Here is a 16,885-nt window from a genome sequence, read left to right on the forward strand (position 1 = left end):
CGCGGTCACGCGCGCTCGGGTCGGGACAGCTCTCCGAGCCCCGCCATCCGCAGCGCGACGTCGACCAGATCGACCCGGCGGTTCGGGATGGCGGCGAGCGAGAACCATGAGGCTTCATCGGTGGTGCCGTCGAGTTCGTTACGCAGGCTCCCGCCGGTCACGGTGGCGCGGTAGACGATGCGGAGCGCATGGAGGGGCCCGGCGTCCGGCACGAACCGGGCCTCGGCGGGAACCACCTTCGAGTCGATCCCGAGCAGCTCGTCGGCACGCGCCTCGAAGCCCGTCTCCTCGGCGATCTCGCGAACCACGGCGTCCTGCGGATCCTCGCCCGCCTCGATCCCGCCTCCGGGCAGCGTCCAGCCGGAGCGGCCGTTCTCATTCCAGTGCGCGAGCAGGATCCGTGACCCGTCGACGATGACGCCGTACGCGGCGACCCTGATGTCCATTCCGACACCCTACTGCCGCTCGTCGGCGGAGCGCGGCAGTATGGGGTGGTGCCCGAACTGCCGGAAGTCACCGCCCTCGCCGCCGACCTCGGCGAGCGTCTGAGCGGCCGCGTCATCGACCGGCTGACGATCGTCGCGTTCTCCGCGCTCAAGACGTTCGATCCACCACCGGAGGCGCTCAAAGGCACGACCATCTCCGGCGTGAAGCGCCATGGCAAGTTCCTCGACATCGCCGCGGGCGACCTCCACCTCGTCATCCATCTCGCCCGCGCGGGCTGGATCCGCTGGCGCGACTCCGCTCCCCCACCGCCGACCGGGAGGCCGACCAAGGGACCCCTCGCCGCCCGACTGGTGCTCGACGACGGCAGCGGCCTCGACATCACCGAGGCGGGCACGAAGAAGAGCTTGGCCATCTCCATCGTCCGCGATCCCGCCGAAGTCCCCGGCGTCGCACGACTCGGCCCCGACCCGCTCGACCCGGGCTTCACGCGCGACGCGTTCGCGGCGATCCTCGCCGGTCAGGGCCGCGCGCAGATCAAGGGCGTCCTCCGCAACCAGGGCCTCATCGCCGGCATCGGCAACGCGTACTCCGACGAGATCCTCCATGTCGCGAAGATGTCACCGTTCAAGCCGGCGTCCATGACCGACGAGGAGGTCGACCGCCTCTACGAGGCGCTCGAGTGGACGCTGCACGAGGCGCTCTCCCGCTCGGAGGGGCTGGCGGCGTCCGAATTGAAGAGCGAGAAGAAGTCCGGGATGCGCGTCCACGGACGCACAGGTCAGCCCTGCCCGGTCTGCGGCGACACGATCAGGCAGGTGATCTTCGCGGATTCCACGCTGCAGTATTGCCCCACCTGCCAGACGGGTGGCAAGCCGCTGGCGGATCGTGTGCTCTCGCGCCTGCTGAAGTGATCAGCAGGCGCAGTTCACCCCGTCCACCGGCGCAGTGAGCGGATCCGCAACCCGGATCACCTCTCCGTTGTCGTCCTCCACCGGAAGACCCTCGCGCGCCCAGTACTCGAATCCACCGATCATCTCGCGCACCTCGTACCCGAGAAGACTGAACGCGAGCGCCGCTCGGGTCGACCCGTTGCAGCCCGGCCCCCAGCAGTAGGTGACCACCGGAACATCCAGCGGGACGATCGAGCGAGCCCGCTCGGTGATCTCCGCTGTCGGGAGATGGAGGGCGCCGGTTATGCGGCCCTGCTGCCAGGCCGCCAGGCCCCGGCTGTCGACGAGCACGAACCGCTCCCCCTCGTCCAGCGCCGCCTTCACGTCCGACGGGTCCGTCTCGAACCGGAGCTTGCGAGCGAAGTGGCGGGAGGCCTCAGAGGTCGTTGTCGTCATGTGACCAACAGTAGGGAGGTTGATCCGTGATCTGAACAGACGATTCACGGCATCCGCGCGACCTGACCGTGATTCTCATGCCAGAATCGCCACATGCCCGCGAATCTCCCATTCAGCGCGGATGGCGTCGATCGTGCCCTCCTCGCCGAGCTGCAGCGTGACGGCCGGCAATCCGTCGCAGAGCTCGCCCGAACCGTGCACATGTCCAACAGCGCCGTAGCCGACCGGATCCGTCGGCTGGAGGACGCAGGGGTCATCTCCGGGTATCGCGCGATCATCGATCCCGAGCGTCTCGGGTATGGCGTTCTGGCCTTCCTCCGACTGCGCTACCCCAGCAGTAGGTACGAGCCCCTGCATGACCTCCTGGCACGGACGCCGGAAGTCGTCGAAGCGCACCACGTAACGGGCGACGACTGCTTCATCCTGAAGGTCGTGGCGACATCGATGCGGCATCTGGAGCAAGTCAGCGGAACGATCGGAACACTGGGCAGTGTGACGACGAGCATCGCCTACTCGAGCACGGTTCCGACGAGAGCGATCGAGCCGCCCGCCTAGGCGGATCGGATCAGATTGACTGTGGAGCCTAGGAGATTCGAACTCCTGACATCCTGCTTGCAAAGCAGGCGCTCTACCAACTGAGCTAAGGCCCCGTGTGGAGGGGAAGCCTCCGGTCAAAGGAATGGTGGGGATACGAGGACTTGAACCTCGGACCTCTTCGTTATCAGCGAAGCGCTCTAACCGCCTGAGCTATATCCCCGAATGGGCAACAGATAAGAGGGTACCTGATCTGGCCCGCAGTGTGAAATCGAGTGCACCCCGCCGGTCAGTTGTTCGTGAAACCGACGAGCAGGCCTCCGGTGATCTTCACCGAGAGGTTATAGAGGAGTGCGAAGACGGCGCCGAGCGCGGTCACCACGACGATGTCGAGGATGCCCACCACGAGCGAGAAGCCCATCACCTGGCCGAGGCCGAGCACCGACCGGAGGTCGCCACCGCCGGCACCGGAGATGTCTTTCACCAGGCCGTTCAGCTGGTCGAAGATGCCGGTGCGGTCGAGGACGGTCCAGATCAGGAACGAACCCACGATCGCGATGATCGCCAGGCAGATGCCCGCGAGGAACGAGAGCTTCACTGTCGACCAGAAGTCGATGTACACCAGCTTCAACCGCACCTGCTTGGCGGATGCGGGTCGTCGTGTCGACTTCCTCGCGAGTTTCTCGGCGACGCTACTGCTCATCTACGACTTCATCCTTCCCGGCACGACCGGTCTCATCGTCGGCATCCGATTCTGCATCAGGAACCTGGGAATCAAGGTTGCGCTCGGTGTTCTTCGCCAGAGCGATGATCTTGTCGGACTCGGCGAAACGTGCAAAAACGACACCCATGGTGTCTCGGCCCTTGGCGGGTACCTCGGCCACGGCAGAGCGTACCACCTTGCCGCTGGCAAGAACCACCAGGACCTCGTCGTCTTCGTCGACGATGAGAGAACCCACGAGGTCCCCCCGGTCATCGCTCAGTTTCGCGACCTTGATGCCGAGTCCGCCGCGGTTCTGCAGGCGGTACTGGTCGGCCGAGGTGCGCTTGGCGTAGCCTCCCTCGGTCACGACGAAGACGTAGCCCTCGTCGGAGACCACGGCTGCGTCGAGCAGGCTGTCATCTCCACGGAAGTGCATTCCGATCACGCCGGACGTCGACCGGCCCATCGGGCGGAGGGCGTCGTCGCTCGCGGTGAACCGGATCGACATGCCCTTGCGGGAGACGAGGAGCAGGTCGGAGTCCTCCTCCACGAGCAGTGCGGAGACGAGTTCGTCATCCTCGCGCAGCTTGATCGCGATGATGCCGCCGGAGCGGTTGGTGTCGTACTCCTCGAGCGCGGTCTTCTTGATCAGGCCATCGCGCGTGGCGAGCACCAGGTACTTCGCGGCCTTGTAGTCGCGGATGTCGAGGATCTCGGCGATCTCCTCGTCCGGCTGCATGGCGAGCAGGTTCGCGACGTGCTGGCCCTTGGCGTCACGGCCGGCCTCCTGCACCTCGTATGCCTTGGCGCGATAGACCCGGCCCTTGTTCGTGAAGAAGAGGAGCCAGTGGTGCGTCGTGGTCACGAAGAAGTGGTCGACGACGTCCTCGCCGCGCAGCTGGGCGCCCTTGACTCCCTTGCCGCCGCGGTGCTGACTGCGGTAATTGTCGCTGCGGGTGCGCTTGATGTAGCCGCCGCGGGTGACGGTGACCACCATCTCTTCTTCGGGGATGAGGTCCTCGACGCTCATGTCGCCGTCGAAACCGAACATGATCTCGGTGCGGCGGTCGTCGCCGAAACGGTCGACGATCTCGGTGAGCTCCTCGCTGACGATCGTGCGCTGACGCGTCGGGTCTTCGAGGATCGCCTTGAGGTCGATGATCTCGATCTCGATCTGGTCGTGCTCCTCGATGATCTTCTGACGCTCGAGAGCGGCGAGACGACGCAGCTGCATCGCGAGGATGGCGTCGGCCTGCACGTCGTCGACCTCGAGCAGCTGCTTGAGGCCGTCGCGCGCGTCCTCCACGGTCGCCGAACGGCGAATCAGCGCGATGACCTCATCGAGTGCGTCGAGCGCTTTGAGGTAACCGCGCAGGATGTGCGCCCGCTCTTCTTTCTTACGGAGGCGGAACCTGGTGCGGCGCACGATGACGTCGATCTGGTGATCGACCCACGCCGTGATGAACCCGTCGAGCGCCAGCGTGCGCGGGACGTTGTCGACGATCGCGAGCATGTTCGCGCCGAAGTTCTCCTGAAGCTGCGTGTGCTTGTACAGGTTGTTCAGGACGACCTTGGCGACGGCATCGCGCTTCAGCACGATGACCAGGCGCTGTCCGGTGCGGCCAGAGGTCTCGTCGCGGATGTCGGCGATGCCGCCGACGCGGCCGTCTTTCACGAGTTCGGCGATCTTGATCGCGAGGTTGTCGGGGTTGACCTGGTACGGCAGCTCGGTGACGACCAGGCAGACGCGGCCCTGGATCTCCTCGATGCTGACGACGGCTCGCATGGTGATCGAGCCACGTCCGGTGCGGTAGGTGTCCTGAATGCCCTTGATGCCGAGGATCTGGGCGCCCGTCGGGAAGTCCGGTCCCTTGATCCGTTTGATCAGCTCCTCGAGGAGCTCCTCTCGCGGAGCCTCCGGGTGCGCGAGGTGCCAGAGGGCACCGTCGGCGACCTCCCGGAGGTTGTGCGGCGGGATGTTCGTCGCCATGCCGACCGCGATGCCGACCGAGCCGTTGACCAGCAGGTTCGGGAAGCGGCTCGGGAGGACGGCCGGCTCCTGGGTGCGACCGTCGTAGTTGTCCTGGAAGTCGACCGTGTCCTCGTCGATGTCCCTGACCATCTCGAGGGCGAGCGGCGCCATCTTGGTCTCGGTGTACCGCGGGGCCGCGGCGCCGTCGTTACCCGGCGATCCGAAGTTGCCCTGGCCGAGCGCCAGCGGGTAGCGGAGGCTCCACGGCTGCACGAGTCGCACCAGTGCGTCGTAGATCGCGGAGTCACCGTGCGGGTGGAACTGTCCCATGACGTCGCCGACCACGCGAGCGCACTTCGAGAACGCCTTGTCGGGGCGGTAGCCGCCGTCGAACATCGCGTAGATGACGCGACGGTGCACGGGCTTCAGCCCATCGCGTACCTCGGGCAGGGCGCGCCCGATGATGACGCTCATCGCGTAATCGAGGTACGACCGCTCCATCTCCTTCTGCAGGTCGACCTGATCGATTCTGCCGTGGATGCCGAAGCTCTCGCCGGTGGGGGTCTCGTCCGTCACAGTGCTCTCTTCTCGTAACCGAGGTGTCGTCTGGTTGCGGTCCTCAGATGTCGAGGAACCGCACGTCCTTGGCGTTCTTCTGGATGAACGAACGACGCGACTCGACGTCCTCACCCATCAGGGTGGCGAAGATCTCGTCGGCAGCGGCGGCGTCGTCAAGGGTGACCTGGAGGAGCGTGCGCGTTTCCGGGTTCATCGTGGTCTCCCACAGCTCCTTGTAGTCCATCTCGCCGAGACCCTTGTAGCGCTGCACACCGTTGTCCTTGGGGATGCGCTTACCCGCCGCGAGACCCTCCGCAAGGAAGGCGTCGCGCTCGCGGTCGGAGTACACGTACTCGTGCTCCGCGTTCGACCACTTGAGGCGGTAGAGCGGCGGCTGTGCCAGATACACGTAGCCGAGCTCGACGAGCGGCCGCATGTAGCGGAACAGCAGCGTCAGCAGCAGGGTCGTGATGTGCTGACCATCGACGTCGGCATCGGCCATCAGCACGATCTTGTGGTAGCGCGCCTTCTCCGGATTGAAGTCCTCACCGATGCCGGCGCCGAACGCCGTGATCATGGCCTGAACCTCGTTGTTGGCGAGGGCGCGGTCGAGCCGAGCCTTCTCTACGTTGAGGATCTTGCCGCGCAGCGGGAGGATCGCCTGGGTCTCGGGGTTGCGGCCCTGGACAGCCGAGCCGCCCGCCGAGTCTCCCTCGACGATGAAGATCTCGGAGACCGTCGGGTCCTTCGACTGGCAGTCCTTGAGCTTGCCCGGCATGCCGCCGCTCTCGAGGAGGCCCTTGCGGCGCGCCGTCTCGCGCGCCTTGCGGGCGGCGATACGCGCCGTGGCGGCCTGGAGCGCCTTGCGGATGATCTCCTTGGCCTGGTTCGGGTTGCGGTCGAACCAGTCGCCGAGCTGATCGCCGACGACCTTCTGCACGAAGGCCTTGGCCTCCGTGTTGCCGAGCTTCGTCTTGGTCTGGCCCTCGAACTGCGGCTCGGACAGCTTGACCGACACGACGGCGGTGAGGCCCTCGCGCACATCCTCGCCCGAGAGGTTGTCGTCCTTCTCTTTGAGGATGTTCTTCTCGCGCGCGTAGCGGTTGACAAGCGTCGTCAGCGCAGCGCGGAAACCCTCTTCGTGAGTGCCGCCCTCGTGCGTGTTGATGGTGTTGGCGTAGGTGAAGACCGACTCGTTGTAGCTCGTCGTCCACTGCATGGCGACCTCGAGCGCGATCTTGCGCTCGGTGTCCTCCGACTCGAACGAGATGATCTCGTCGTTCACGACATCGGCCTTCTTGGCCGAGTTGAGATAGTGCACGTAGTCGGTCAGCCCGCGTTCGTAGAGGAAGACGTCGCTTCGCGAAGCGAACACCTCGCCCTCTTCTTCGATCTCGCCTTCGACGGGCTCGACCTCGGGCGCGCGCTCATCCGTGATGGAGATGCGCAGGCCCTTGTTGAGGAATGCCATCTGCTGGAAGCGGGTGCGAAGGGTGTCGTAGTCGAAGACCACGGTCTCGAACGTCTCGGGGCTGGGCCAGAAGGTGATGACCGTACCCGTGCGCTCGGACTCCTCGCCCTGTTCGAGCGGAGCCTGCGGTACGCCGTTGCGGTAGCTCTGGCGCCACACATGACCCTGCCGGTACACCTCGACGTCGAGCCGGCTCGACAACGCGTTCACGACCGAACTTCCGACTCCGTGCAGACCGCCGGAGACCGCGTATCCGCCGCCACCGAACTTTCCGCCGGCGTGGAGGATCGTCAGCACGACCTCCACCGTCGACTTCTTCTCTGTCGGGTGCTCGTCGACCGGGATGCCTCGGCCGTTGTCGTCGACCCGGACTGCACCGTCGGGGAGGATCGTCACCTCGATATTGTCGGCGTGCCCGGCCAGCGCTTCGTCGACGGAGTTGTCGACGATCTCGTAGACCAGGTGGTGAAGCCCGCGAGGGCCGGTGGAGCCGATGTACATTCCGGGTCGCTTGCGGACGGCTTCGAGACCCTCGAGGATCTGGATCTCATTGGCGCCGTAGTCGTGTTCCGCCTCGGCCCTGTTCGGTTCCATCGTCATATGAAATTAGGCTCCTGACCGCACTCAATAGTGACTCTCCATTCTACCAAGCGCGCGGAGCCGAATTGCCCGGAATCGCCCCTCTGAGGCGTTTTCTTTGCTCGGGCGACCTCTTTTGTGCAGTCAGCCGTAAGTATCGCGCGGACCGCGCCCTGGAATCGACCTGGGACCGCGTTTCCAGGAGGGGGCGTCCGGCCCCTGAAATCGGATCGACTCGATCTCGGCGCCCGGGAACCTCTCCCCGATGCGCACGAGAAGCTCCGAACGCATCATCCGCAGCTGCGTCGCCCACGCCGTCGACTCGCATCGCACCACCAGCACGCCGTCGACGATCTGGTCCGGGATGGCGTGCCGAGCGGTCTCCTCGCCCGCGAGCTCCTCCCAACCCTCGAGGAGGTCGGACTTCGCGAGAGCACCGGTCCAGCCGAGCTGCATGGCGAGGGCGTCCACGACGTCTCCGAGGCCACGCGGGTCGCGGCCGGCGCCGAACGGCTTCGACGCGGTGGGGTCGTCCGCCGACCGCTTCGCCTTGCGGCCGCGGGACGGAGTTCCGGTGAAGAGCTCCTTCATCCGCAGGTAGACCGCCGCCGCCTCGCTCACGATCCCACGATAGTCCCGGCTTCGATCCGCACCGTGTGCGCGGCAAGGGCCTCAGGCACATCGTCCAGGACGGCCGCGGTGATGAGCACCTGCTCGTAACCGGCTACGGCGGTTGCGAGCATCCTCCTCCGAGCCTGATCCAGCTCGGCGAAGACGTCGTCGAGGATCAGCACGGGGTCTCCGGTCGACGACTCGCGCCGCAGCAGCTCCGCGGAGGCCAACTTGAGCGCGAGTGCGAACGACCAGGACTCGCCGTGGCTCGCATACCCCTTGGCCGGGAGTCCGTTGAGCTCGAAAAGCACGTCGTCGCGGTGCGGACCGACGAGCGTCAGCCCGCGCTCCAGCTCCTTCACACGAACACCGGCCAGCGCGCCGCGGAAGACCTCCGCAGTGTCACCGGACGAGGTGGTTACAGCGGCGTCGGCGTCATCATCGTAGTCGTCGATGTGGGCGCCTCGAATCGTGAGCTGTGGGAGCAGCTTCGGATGATGGTCGTCGCCGGCCACCGATCGGTACGCGGCGACCAAGGGATCGCTCAAGCGCGCGACGAGCTCGAGCCGGGCATCCACCAGCTCGGTGCCGAGCGCCACGAGACGTTCGTCCCAGATGTCGAGCGTCCCGAGCTGGTCGGTCTTGACCCGGGAGGCTCGCGCCGACTTGAGCAGCGTGTTCCGCTGCTTGAGCACGCGCTCGTAATCCGCGATGACCGCGGTGAATCGGGGATTTCGCTGCATCAGCAATTGGTCGAGGAACCGCCTGCGGATGCCCGGCTCTCCACGGACGAGGGCGAGATCCTCCGGAGCGAAGAGCACGCTGGAGAAGTACCTCGGCAGCTCGCGCGGCTTGATCGCTCCGCGGTTGACCTGTGCACGGTTCGGCGACGACCGGTTGAGCTGGAGCTCCACGAGGAGCTCGCGACCGTCGTGCTCGATGCGCGCCCGGACGATCGCCGAGTCGGTGTCCTTGCGGATCATCGCCTGGTCGCTCGACACCCGGTGCGATCCCAGGGTGCTCAGGTAGCCGAGCGACTCGACGAGGTTGGTCTTGCCCTGACCGTTGCGGCCGACGAACAGATTGGCGCCGGCCGCGAACGGGACCTCCGCGGTGCGATAGTTGCGGAAATCAGTCAGGGAAAGATGCGTAACTCTCAAGGAGGGTTAGTCCACGGCCTTCACAGCGTGGCCGCCGAACTGGTTGCGGAGAGCGGCGACAGCCTTCATCGCCGGCGAGTCCTCCTGCCGCGACACGAAGCGAGCGAAGATCGATGCGCTGATCGTGGGCACGGGGACGGCGTTGTTCAGCGCCTCCTCGACGGTCCACCGACCCTCGCCGGAATCCTGGACGAATCCCTCGATGTGCTCGAACTCCGGGTCTTGCTCGAGAGCGCGGACGAGGAGATCGAGAAGCCACGAGCGCACGACGGTGCCGCGCTGCCACGCCTTGAACGTGCCGGTGACGTCCTTGATGATGTCCTTGCGGGTGTCGAGCAGTTCGTATCCCTCGGCGTACGCCTGCATGAGCGCGTACTCGATGCCGTTGTGCACCATTTTGGCGTAGTGGCCGGCGCCGACCTCGCCCACGTGGACGAAGCCTTCATCGCGCGGGCCTTCGGGACGAAGGGCATCGAAGACCGGCATGACGCGCTCGACCTGCTCCTTGGAGCCGCCGACCATCAGGCCGTATCCGTTCTCGAGACCCCAGATACCGCCCGAGACACCGGCATCCATGAAGTCGATGCCCTTGGGTGCGAGCATCTCGGCGTGCTTGAAGTCCTCGGTGAACTTGGAGTTGCCGCCGTCGATGATCAGGTCGCCCTTTTCGAGCAGCGGCTCCAGGTCGGTGATCACGCTGTCGGTGATGGCACCGGCCGGCACCATGACCCAGACGGTGCGGGGCGTAGGAAGCGCCGCGACGAGGTCGGCCAGGGTCGCGACGTCCGACACCTCGGGATTTGTGTCGTAGCCGGTGACCTCGATGCCCTTCTTCTCCAGGCGGGCGCGCATATTGTTGCCCATGCGTCCAAGACCGATGAGGCCGATGTGCATGATTGTCCTTCTTCTCTCGTGGAGCGGGACCGGGTTCAGCGCAGCAGCAGGTTGGGCTGCAGCAGGTACTTGTACGAGTCCGAACCGGACTGGTCCTTCGACGTCTGGCTCGTGATGAGCACCGGACCCGGCTTGTTGGGATTCTCGGTCTTGGTGAAGGAGATGCGCACGAATTCCGAGTGCACGGCACCGAGACCATCGAGCAGGAACTGCGGCTTCAATGAAACCACCGTCTCCTGGCCAGTGAGGAGAGCGTCGATGCTCTCGGATGCTTGAGCCTGCTCCGAGCCGATCGCTTCCAGCGTCAGTCCGTCTGCAGTGAAGGTGTAGCGGAGCGCTGCTTCGCGCTCGAGGACGAGCGCGACACGACGGGTCGCCTCGATGAGCTCGCCGGTGTTGATGACGGCGTAGTTGTCGACCTGCTCGGGGAACAGCCTGCGCACCGGCGGGAAATTGCCCTTGATGAGCAGGGAGGTCACAGTCTTCTTTTCCGCCGTGAACGCGATGAGCTCGCGATCGTCGCGGTTGGTGATCGCAATCGAGACGGTGCCTGAGTGACCGAACGTCTTGCCGATCTCGGTAAGGGTGCGCGCTGGCACGAGGGCGGTCTGAGCGTCACCGGAGGTCGTGCCGTTGTCCCAGTCGATCTGTCTGACCGCAACCCGATAGCGGTCGGTGGCGACGAGTCCGAGGGTATTGCCACCGACCTCGAGCTGCACGCCCGTGATGACGGGGGTGACGTCGTCGCGGGACGCAGCGACTCCGACCTGTGCGACAGCTTCTGCGAATTCCTCGGCGGGCACGAGGCCGGCCTCGCCCGACACCTGCGGGATGCTGGGGTATTCCTCGACCGGCATGGAGAGCAGCGTGAAGTTCGCCGATCCGGCTCGGACGACGATCTTGGACTCCTCCGTCGAGAACTGCACGGGCGCGTTGGGCAGCTTGGCCGCGATCTCGGCCAGAAGACGCCCGGAGACCAGCACACGTCCGGGTTCCTCGACCTCGGCGGCGATCTCCGTCTGCGCGGAGACCTCGTAGTCGAACGAGGAGAGCTGGAGTCCGCTGTCGGTCGTCTCGATCAGCACACCGCTCAGGATGGGAAGGGTCGTGCGCTGTGGAAGAAGCTTCACGGCGAAGGACACGGCCTCACTGAAGACATCCCGATTGGCTTGGAACTTCACGAAGTCTCCCCTGGCTCTGCGCTCGGATACGGAACGACACAAATCCTAGCGCTTGGCCTCTAGCGGAGAAGTTGTCATTCGAGCAACCGCTTGAGGTTGTCGGCCGGCCTTAACTCAGAAGAGTTAATCATTAATGGTGTTAACCGCTGTGGAAAATGTGGATAACTCGGTGGAAACCAGGAAATCAGCGGGAACTACACCCTCGTGACTTGTTGATGAGCCGTGGAATCCCGGTGTTGACAGGTTCTGCGTGCCAAAGCGCTTCGAGCGGCTTTTCACAGGGCCGGGCTGTCCGTCCCCATTAATCGAGCCACTTTCCGGATCTTCTCCACAAGTTATCCCCAGGTGTTAATAACGAACTCTCCCCACTCTGGGGATCAATCTGTGGATAACTTTCCGGAGGCGATCCGGCGTGGCGCGCTGCGGCGCTACTTTCCGTAGCGGTGGTTCTGCTTGATCCTGCTGGTGAGCTCGGTCACCTGGTTGTAGATCGAGCGCCGCTCCTTCATGAGCTCGCTGATCTTCTTGTTCGCGTACATGACCGTCGTGTGGTCGCGGCCACCGAAGAGCTGTCCGATCTTGGGCAGCGAGAGGTTGGTGAGCTCACGGCACAGGTACATCGCGATCTGACGTGCGGTTGCGACGGCCTGCGAGCGGCTCGAGCCGTACAGGTCGTCGACGCTGAGCTTGAAGTACTCGGCGGTGTTGGTGATGATGTCGGTCGGCGCGATGACGTTGTCGTCGTCGAGCGTGATGAGGTCCTTCAGCACGGTCTGCACGAGAGGCATGTCGACCGGCGTGCGGTTGAGGCTGGCGAACGCGGTGACGCGGATGAGCGTTCCCTCGAGCTCGCGGATGTTGCTGGAGACCTTCGAGGCCATGAACTCCAGGATGTCGTCCGGAACCAGGATCTTCTCGCTCTGCGCCTTCTTGCGCAGGATCGCGATGCGGGTCTCGAGGTCGGGGACCTGGACGTCGGTGATGAGGCCCCACTCGAAGCGCGAGCGCATCCGGTCCTCGAAGCCCGTCAGGTGCTTCGGGGGCAGGTCGCTCGTGATCACGACCTGCTTGTTGTGGTCGTGAAGCGTGTTGAACGTGTGGAAGAAGGCCTCCTGGGTCTCGACCGCACGCTGGAGGAACTGGATGTCGTCGATCAGGAGGATGTCGATGTTCCGGTACCTCGCCTGGAAGGAGGAGCCGCGGTTGTTGGCGATGGAGTTGATGAAGTCGTTCGTGAACTCCTCGCTCGACACGTATCTGACGCGGATGCCCGGGTAGAGACTCATCGCATAGTGGCCGATGGCATGGAGGAGGTGGGTCTTGCCCAGGCCCGAGTCGCCGTAGATGAACAGCGGGTTGTACGCCTTCGCGGGCGCCTCGGCCACGGCGACTGCCGCGGCGTGGGCGAATCGGTTGGACTGGCCGATGACGAAGTTGTCGAAGCTGTATTTCGCGTTGAGGCGGGTGTCGCCGTTCCGCGGAGGAGCGGTGATCTCGGTAGGGGGCGCCACCATCGGTGGGACCCCGTCGAGGTACGGTGCCGGCTCCGGGTCGGACGGACCGGCCATCGACTCCTGCTGGATCTCCGGATTCACGACGATGGCGAAGGTGTTCACCTCGAGCGTCTGGTCGAGCGCGCCGATCGCATTGAGGAGTGGGACGCGGCTGCGCTGCTCGATCATGCCGCGGGTGAACTCGTTGGGCACCTCCAGATAGAAGGTGCCGGCCATGATGCCCTTGGGCTCGACCAGACTGAGGAAGCCGTGGAGCTGAGGTGTGATGCGGTCGTCCGTCTCGAGCTTGTCGAGCACGTTCTGCCATGCCGCAGAAATGGACTCTTCGCCGCCTGCCATCGTTCCCCGTCTTCAAATCGTGGATGCCGTCGGCCCGGCGCGAGACGAGTCGTCCCCCGTGTGACTCACGTCGGGCTGGCGGCAAGGGATGCCGCCCTGGGGTATTCACAGAGTTATCCACCGCTGTGTGTGCAATACCGTAGCGATCTCCGGCCGCTTTTGGGATGGGCTGGGGATAACTTTCGACCTCACGCTAACTTGTCCACAGGTGGGGATCAAATTCGATTGGCGGAATACTCCGGCGCGTCGTCGGGCCGGTTCCTGCTAATCCCGTGCATAATCAAGGGTTTCAGGACGATCGGTTTGACCTCGGTCGGCCTCAGGACGTAGTTTTAATCAGTTGACTTCAGCCGTTTCGGCTGCCCAGAAACTTTCCTGGCCTCCCCGTGCTGGCCTTTTTCCTTCAGCACCGGCCTGTGAAGAGACCACCACGGAGATTGATATGAGCAAGAGAACGTTCCAGCCGAACAACCGCAAGCGCGCCAAGACCCACGGCTTCCGCCTCCGCATGCGCACGCGTGCCGGCCGCGCCATCCTGTCGGCCCGCCGCGCCAAGGGCCGCGAGAAGCTCTCGGCCTGATCCTTCCCGGATAGGCGCAGCGCGTGCTCGCGAAGCCACATCGCATCACGCGGGGCGCGGACTATCGGGGGACCGTGCGACGAGGTGCCCGCTTCACTGGAGCGAACACCATCGCCTACGTTCGCCTGAACCGCGACTCCGACGTGGTGCGATTCGGTTTCATCGTGAGCAAGGCTGTGGGTAACGCGGTGGTTCGCAACCGCGTCCGGAGGCGGCTCAAGGCAGTTGCGTACGAGGTGCTTCCGCGACTCGAATCCGCAGCTGCTGCCGGTCCAGGCATCGACGTCGTCATCCGTGCATTGCCAGCATCCGCCCAAGTGAGGTGGGCTACCCTGCACGAAGAGGTATCGGGTGCCGCAGACCGGTTCCTCAGCCGCCACACCACCAGTTCACACGAAACTCGTCGAAGCGCCACCACCGAAGGCAACGTCCGTCCATGAACACCGCGATCACAGCTGTGCTCCTCGTTCCGAGGAACGCCGCCGTGCTCGTGCTCCGGGCGTATCGGGCAGTCATCTCTCCGCTCTACGGCGATGTCTGCCGGTACTACCCGTCGTGCTCCGCGTATGCACTCCAGGCCATTCAGGAGCACGGACTGATCGTCGGGAGCGTTCTCGGCATCCGCCGGGTCATTCGCTGTCACCCGTGGGCGGCGGGCGGGGTCGATGACGTCCCCCTCAAGAAGAAGCGCCGTTACCGGGTCACCCCGTTCGGATTCGTCGTCGCGACAAGCCAGGGAAAGGCCTAGCAAGCAGACATGGACATCATCGGTACGATCCTCTGGCCCATCAAGTGGGTCGTGGAGCTCATCCTCGTCGCGTGGCACTGGCTGCTCACGACAATGGGCATGGACCCAGCGGCCGGCATCACCTGGGTGCTGGCGATTGTGGGTCTGACTGTGGTGGTGCGCGCTGCGCTCATCCCGATCTTCGTACGGCAGATCAAGAATCAGCGACGGATGCTGGAGATCGCGCCTCAGCTCAAGAAGATCCAGGACAAGTACAAGGGCAAGAAGGATCAGTTCTCGCGCGAGGCGATGTCCCGCGAGACGATGGAGCTCTACAAGAAGACGGGTACGAACCCGCTGAGCTCCTGCCTCCCTCTGCTGCTGCAGATGCCGGTGTTCTTCTCGTTGTTCCAGGTGCTCAACGGCGCCCAGAGCGGCAAGGCCGGCGTCGGCCCGCTCAACGCCACGCTCGCTCAGCAATTCGGCAATGCGACGCTCTTCGGGGTGGCGCCGCTCCACCAGAGCTTCCAGGGCGCGATGAACGCGCACCCCCCGCAGGTGGCCGTGATGGTCATCGCCGCCGTGATGGTCGTACTCATGACGGGTTCGCAGTTCCTCACCCAGCTGCAGATCGTGTCGAAGAACATGTCGCCGGAGACCAAGGCGAGCCCGCAATTCAAGCAGCAGCGGATCCTCCTGTACCTTCTCCCCTTCGTGTTCCTGTTCTCGGGTTTCGCGTTCCCACTCGGCGTGATGTTCTACTGGCTCACCTCGAACCTCTGGACGATGGGTCAGCAGTTCCTGGTCATCCGGAACATGCCGACTCCAGGTTCGGACGCCGCTAAGGCTCGCGAGGCCCGCCTCGCGCGCAAGGGCAAGCTCGTGCAGGATGGCGCTGTCGTGCTGACAGTGGAAGAGGCGCCCCAGCAAAAGATCACGACGCAGCGCGTTCAGCCGGTGAACAAGAACCGCGCGAAGAAGCAGGCCGGAAAGAAGTAGGGACCATGACCGACGTGCAGACCGATTTCACGCCTTCCGATGAGGAAGCGATCCACTCCCCCGCAGACGAGACGGGGTCGACCGAGGAGTCGTCGCCCGCGTCGGGAAGTGACCTCGATCGTGAGGGCGACATCGCCGCGGATTACATCGAGGAACTGCTCGACATCGCCGACATCGATGGTGACATCGACATCGACACCCGAAACGGACGGGCGTACATCTCTGTGAACGCGGATGAGGGTACGAACCTTCACCTGCTCGCTAAGCCCGACACGGTGACCGCGCTTCAGGAGCTGACGCGCCTTGCTGTCCAGAACCAGACGGGTGAGTTCTCGCGACTGATTCTGGACATCGCTGGTTCTCGTGATGCGCGTCAGGCCGAGCTCGCGACGCTCGTCGACCGCGCGATCGCACGCATCGAGGAGGGGGCCGCCGAAGCAGCACTCCCCTCCATGTCGTCGTACGAGCGCAAGCTCGTCCACGACATCGTGTCCGAGCGCGGCTATGTGTCCAACTCGCGTGGCGAGGGACGTGACCGGCACACGGTCATCACCGCCGCGTAGTTTCACGTGAAACGGTGACTGATTCTGTCGAGACCGAACCCGCGGTCGCATCATCCCTGTTCGGTGAGCAGCTCGGGGTTGCCCGCGCGTTCACCGCGAACCTCGTAGCGCAGGGTGAAGAGCGCGGACTGATCGGACCGCTGGAGCTTCCCCGGATCTGGACGCGTCATATCCTGAACTGCGCAGTCGTCGCTCCCCTTCTGCGACCAGGAACTGTCGGCGATGTCGGAAGCGGTGCAGGACTGCCCGGCCTCGTGCTGGCGATCGCACGTCCGGACGTTCGGTTCGTGTTGATCGAGCCGATGGAGCGCCGCATAGCGTGGCTCAACGAGCAGGTACAGGAGCTGGGGCTGACGAATGTGGCAGTCGTGCGCGACCGTGCCGAAGACGTTCGACTCTCCGACCGGCTGGATCAGGTCACCGCACGAGCTGTGAGTGCGTTTCGCAAGCTGATCCCGCTGACTGCTCCACTCCTCCGTGATGGCGGCGAACTCGTTCTAATGAAGGGCGCCGGCGCTGCGGCGGAGGTCGAGGCGGCATCCAAGGAAATGCGGAAGTACTCCGTCCACGACGTCGAGGTCATGACTCTCGGTGGAGGCATTCTGGACGATGTCACTCGCGTGATTCGGGCCAAGGTCCGCTGAGTAACCGTGCGGTTTTCCACAGCTCCGCGATGCTGAGCGGCCCACCGGGGCATGCAAGCTAG

Annotated in this window: 18 protein-coding genes and 2 tRNA genes; 8 read left to right on the forward strand and 12 right to left on the reverse strand. The window is 64.6% G+C overall.

The window, feature by feature from the left end:
- Nucleotides 1–5 precede the first annotated feature (5 nt).
- Nucleotides 6–446, reverse strand: coding sequence for an NUDIX hydrolase (locus AC0HS0_RS07205; protein ID WP_472962797.1), 441 nt, complete (start codon nt 444–446; stop codon nt 6–8).
- Between the two features lie 48 nt (nt 447–494).
- On the opposite strand from AC0HS0_RS07205, the gene AC0HS0_RS07210 reads away from it, so the two are divergent.
- Nucleotides 495–1,358: an Fpg/Nei family DNA glycosylase gene (locus AC0HS0_RS07210; protein WP_472962798.1), complete on the forward strand. Its 864-nt coding sequence runs from the start codon at nt 495–497 to the stop codon at nt 1,356–1,358.
- Here the strand turns inward: AC0HS0_RS07210 and AC0HS0_RS07215 are convergent, their stop codons facing one another.
- Nucleotides 1,359–1,793 carry a rhodanese-like domain-containing protein gene (locus AC0HS0_RS07215; RefSeq protein WP_472962799.1) on the reverse strand — a complete coding sequence of 145 codons (435 nt, stop codon included), beginning with the start codon at nt 1,791–1,793 and terminating at the stop codon, nt 1,359–1,361.
- A 93-nt stretch (nt 1,794–1,886) separates the two neighbouring features.
- On the opposite strand from AC0HS0_RS07215, the gene AC0HS0_RS07220 reads away from it, so the two are divergent.
- Nucleotides 1,887–2,348, forward strand: a complete 462-nt coding sequence (locus AC0HS0_RS07220) for an Lrp/AsnC family transcriptional regulator (RefSeq protein WP_472962800.1) — start codon at nt 1,887–1,889, stop codon at nt 2,346–2,348.
- 22 nt (nt 2,349–2,370) lie between these two features.
- On the opposite strand, the gene AC0HS0_RS07225 is transcribed toward AC0HS0_RS07220, so the two are convergent.
- The 10 genes from AC0HS0_RS07225 to dnaA all read right to left on the reverse strand — a co-directional run bounded on the left by AC0HS0_RS07225 (nt 2,371) and on the right by dnaA (nt 13,310).
- Nucleotides 2,371–2,443: transfer RNA gene (locus AC0HS0_RS07225), tRNA-Ala, on the reverse strand.
- Nucleotides 2,444–2,473: 30 nt separating this feature from the next.
- Nucleotides 2,474–2,550 (reverse strand) — tRNA-Ile (locus tag AC0HS0_RS07230).
- 66 nt (nt 2,551–2,616) lie between these two features.
- Nucleotides 2,617–3,030 (reverse strand): DUF3566 domain-containing protein, encoded by a 414-nt coding sequence (locus AC0HS0_RS07235; RefSeq protein ID WP_295126427.1) that lies wholly within the window; start codon nt 3,028–3,030, stop codon nt 2,617–2,619.
- Nucleotides 3,020–5,578 (reverse strand): DNA gyrase subunit A, encoded by a 2,559-nt coding sequence (gene gyrA / locus AC0HS0_RS07240; protein WP_472962801.1) that lies wholly within the window; start codon nt 5,576–5,578, stop codon nt 3,020–3,022. Before gyrA ends, AC0HS0_RS07235 begins: the two co-directional genes overlap by 11 nt.
- A gap of 43 nt (nt 5,579–5,621) precedes the next feature.
- The gene (gene gyrB / locus AC0HS0_RS07245; protein ID WP_472962802.1) at nt 5,622–7,631 is read right to left on the reverse strand and encodes a DNA topoisomerase (ATP-hydrolyzing) subunit B; all 2,010 of its coding nucleotides are present in this window, start codon (nt 7,629–7,631) and stop codon (nt 5,622–5,624) included.
- 123 nt (nt 7,632–7,754) lie between these two features.
- On the reverse strand, nt 7,755–8,201 hold the full coding sequence (locus AC0HS0_RS07250) for a DciA family protein (protein ID WP_472963534.1): 447 nt from the start codon (nt 8,199–8,201) through the stop codon (nt 7,755–7,757).
- Between the two features lie 26 nt (nt 8,202–8,227).
- A complete protein-coding gene (gene recF / locus AC0HS0_RS07255) occupies nt 8,228–9,382 on the reverse strand; it encodes a DNA replication/repair protein RecF (RefSeq protein ID WP_472962803.1) in 1,155 nt (384 codons plus the stop codon).
- Between the two features lie 6 nt (nt 9,383–9,388).
- Nucleotides 9,389–10,276, reverse strand: coding sequence for a phosphogluconate dehydrogenase (NAD(+)-dependent, decarboxylating) (gnd, locus tag AC0HS0_RS07260; RefSeq protein WP_472962804.1), 888 nt, complete (start codon nt 10,274–10,276; stop codon nt 9,389–9,391).
- Nucleotides 10,277–10,311: 35 nt separating this feature from the next.
- Nucleotides 10,312–11,457, reverse strand: coding sequence for a DNA polymerase III subunit beta (gene dnaN, locus AC0HS0_RS07265; protein ID WP_472962805.1), 1,146 nt, complete (start codon nt 11,455–11,457; stop codon nt 10,312–10,314).
- Nucleotides 11,458–11,885: 428 nt separating this feature from the next.
- Nucleotides 11,886–13,310: a chromosomal replication initiator protein DnaA gene (gene dnaA / locus AC0HS0_RS07270; protein WP_472962807.1), complete on the reverse strand. Its 1,425-nt coding sequence runs from the start codon at nt 13,308–13,310 to the stop codon at nt 11,886–11,888.
- Nucleotides 13,311–13,752: 442 nt separating this feature from the next.
- Here dnaA and rpmH point away from each other — a divergent pair, with 442 nt between their 5' ends.
- Genes rpmH through rsmG form a run of 6 tightly spaced genes read left to right on the forward strand, consistent with a single transcriptional unit; the run spans nt 13,753 to nt 16,823 of the window.
- The gene (gene rpmH, locus AC0HS0_RS07275) at nt 13,753–13,890 is read left to right on the forward strand and encodes a 50S ribosomal protein L34 (protein WP_055922080.1); all 138 of its coding nucleotides are present in this window, start codon (nt 13,753–13,755) and stop codon (nt 13,888–13,890) included.
- 23 nt (nt 13,891–13,913) lie between these two features.
- The gene (gene rnpA, locus AC0HS0_RS07280; RefSeq protein ID WP_472962809.1) at nt 13,914–14,330 is read left to right on the forward strand and encodes a ribonuclease P protein component; all 417 of its coding nucleotides are present in this window, start codon (nt 13,914–13,916) and stop codon (nt 14,328–14,330) included.
- Entirely contained in the window at nt 14,327–14,638 is a 312-nt protein-coding gene (gene yidD / locus AC0HS0_RS07285; protein WP_472962810.1) for a membrane protein insertion efficiency factor YidD, read from the forward strand. Before rnpA ends, yidD begins: the two co-directional genes overlap by 4 nt.
- Before the next feature lie 9 nt (nt 14,639–14,647).
- A complete protein-coding gene (gene yidC, locus AC0HS0_RS07290; protein ID WP_472962811.1) occupies nt 14,648–15,616 on the forward strand; it encodes a membrane protein insertase YidC in 969 nt (322 codons plus the stop codon).
- A gap of 5 nt (nt 15,617–15,621) precedes the next feature.
- Nucleotides 15,622–16,179, forward strand: coding sequence for a Jag family protein (locus tag AC0HS0_RS07295; protein ID WP_472962812.1), 558 nt, complete (start codon nt 15,622–15,624; stop codon nt 16,177–16,179).
- 14 nt (nt 16,180–16,193) lie between these two features.
- Nucleotides 16,194–16,823 carry a 16S rRNA (guanine(527)-N(7))-methyltransferase RsmG gene (gene rsmG / locus AC0HS0_RS07300; RefSeq protein WP_472962814.1) on the forward strand — a complete coding sequence of 210 codons (630 nt, stop codon included), beginning with the start codon at nt 16,194–16,196 and terminating at the stop codon, nt 16,821–16,823.
- Nucleotides 16,824–16,885: the final 62 nt, after the last annotated feature.

This window comes from Leifsonia sp. PARNA 1/14 (assembly GCF_055720965.1).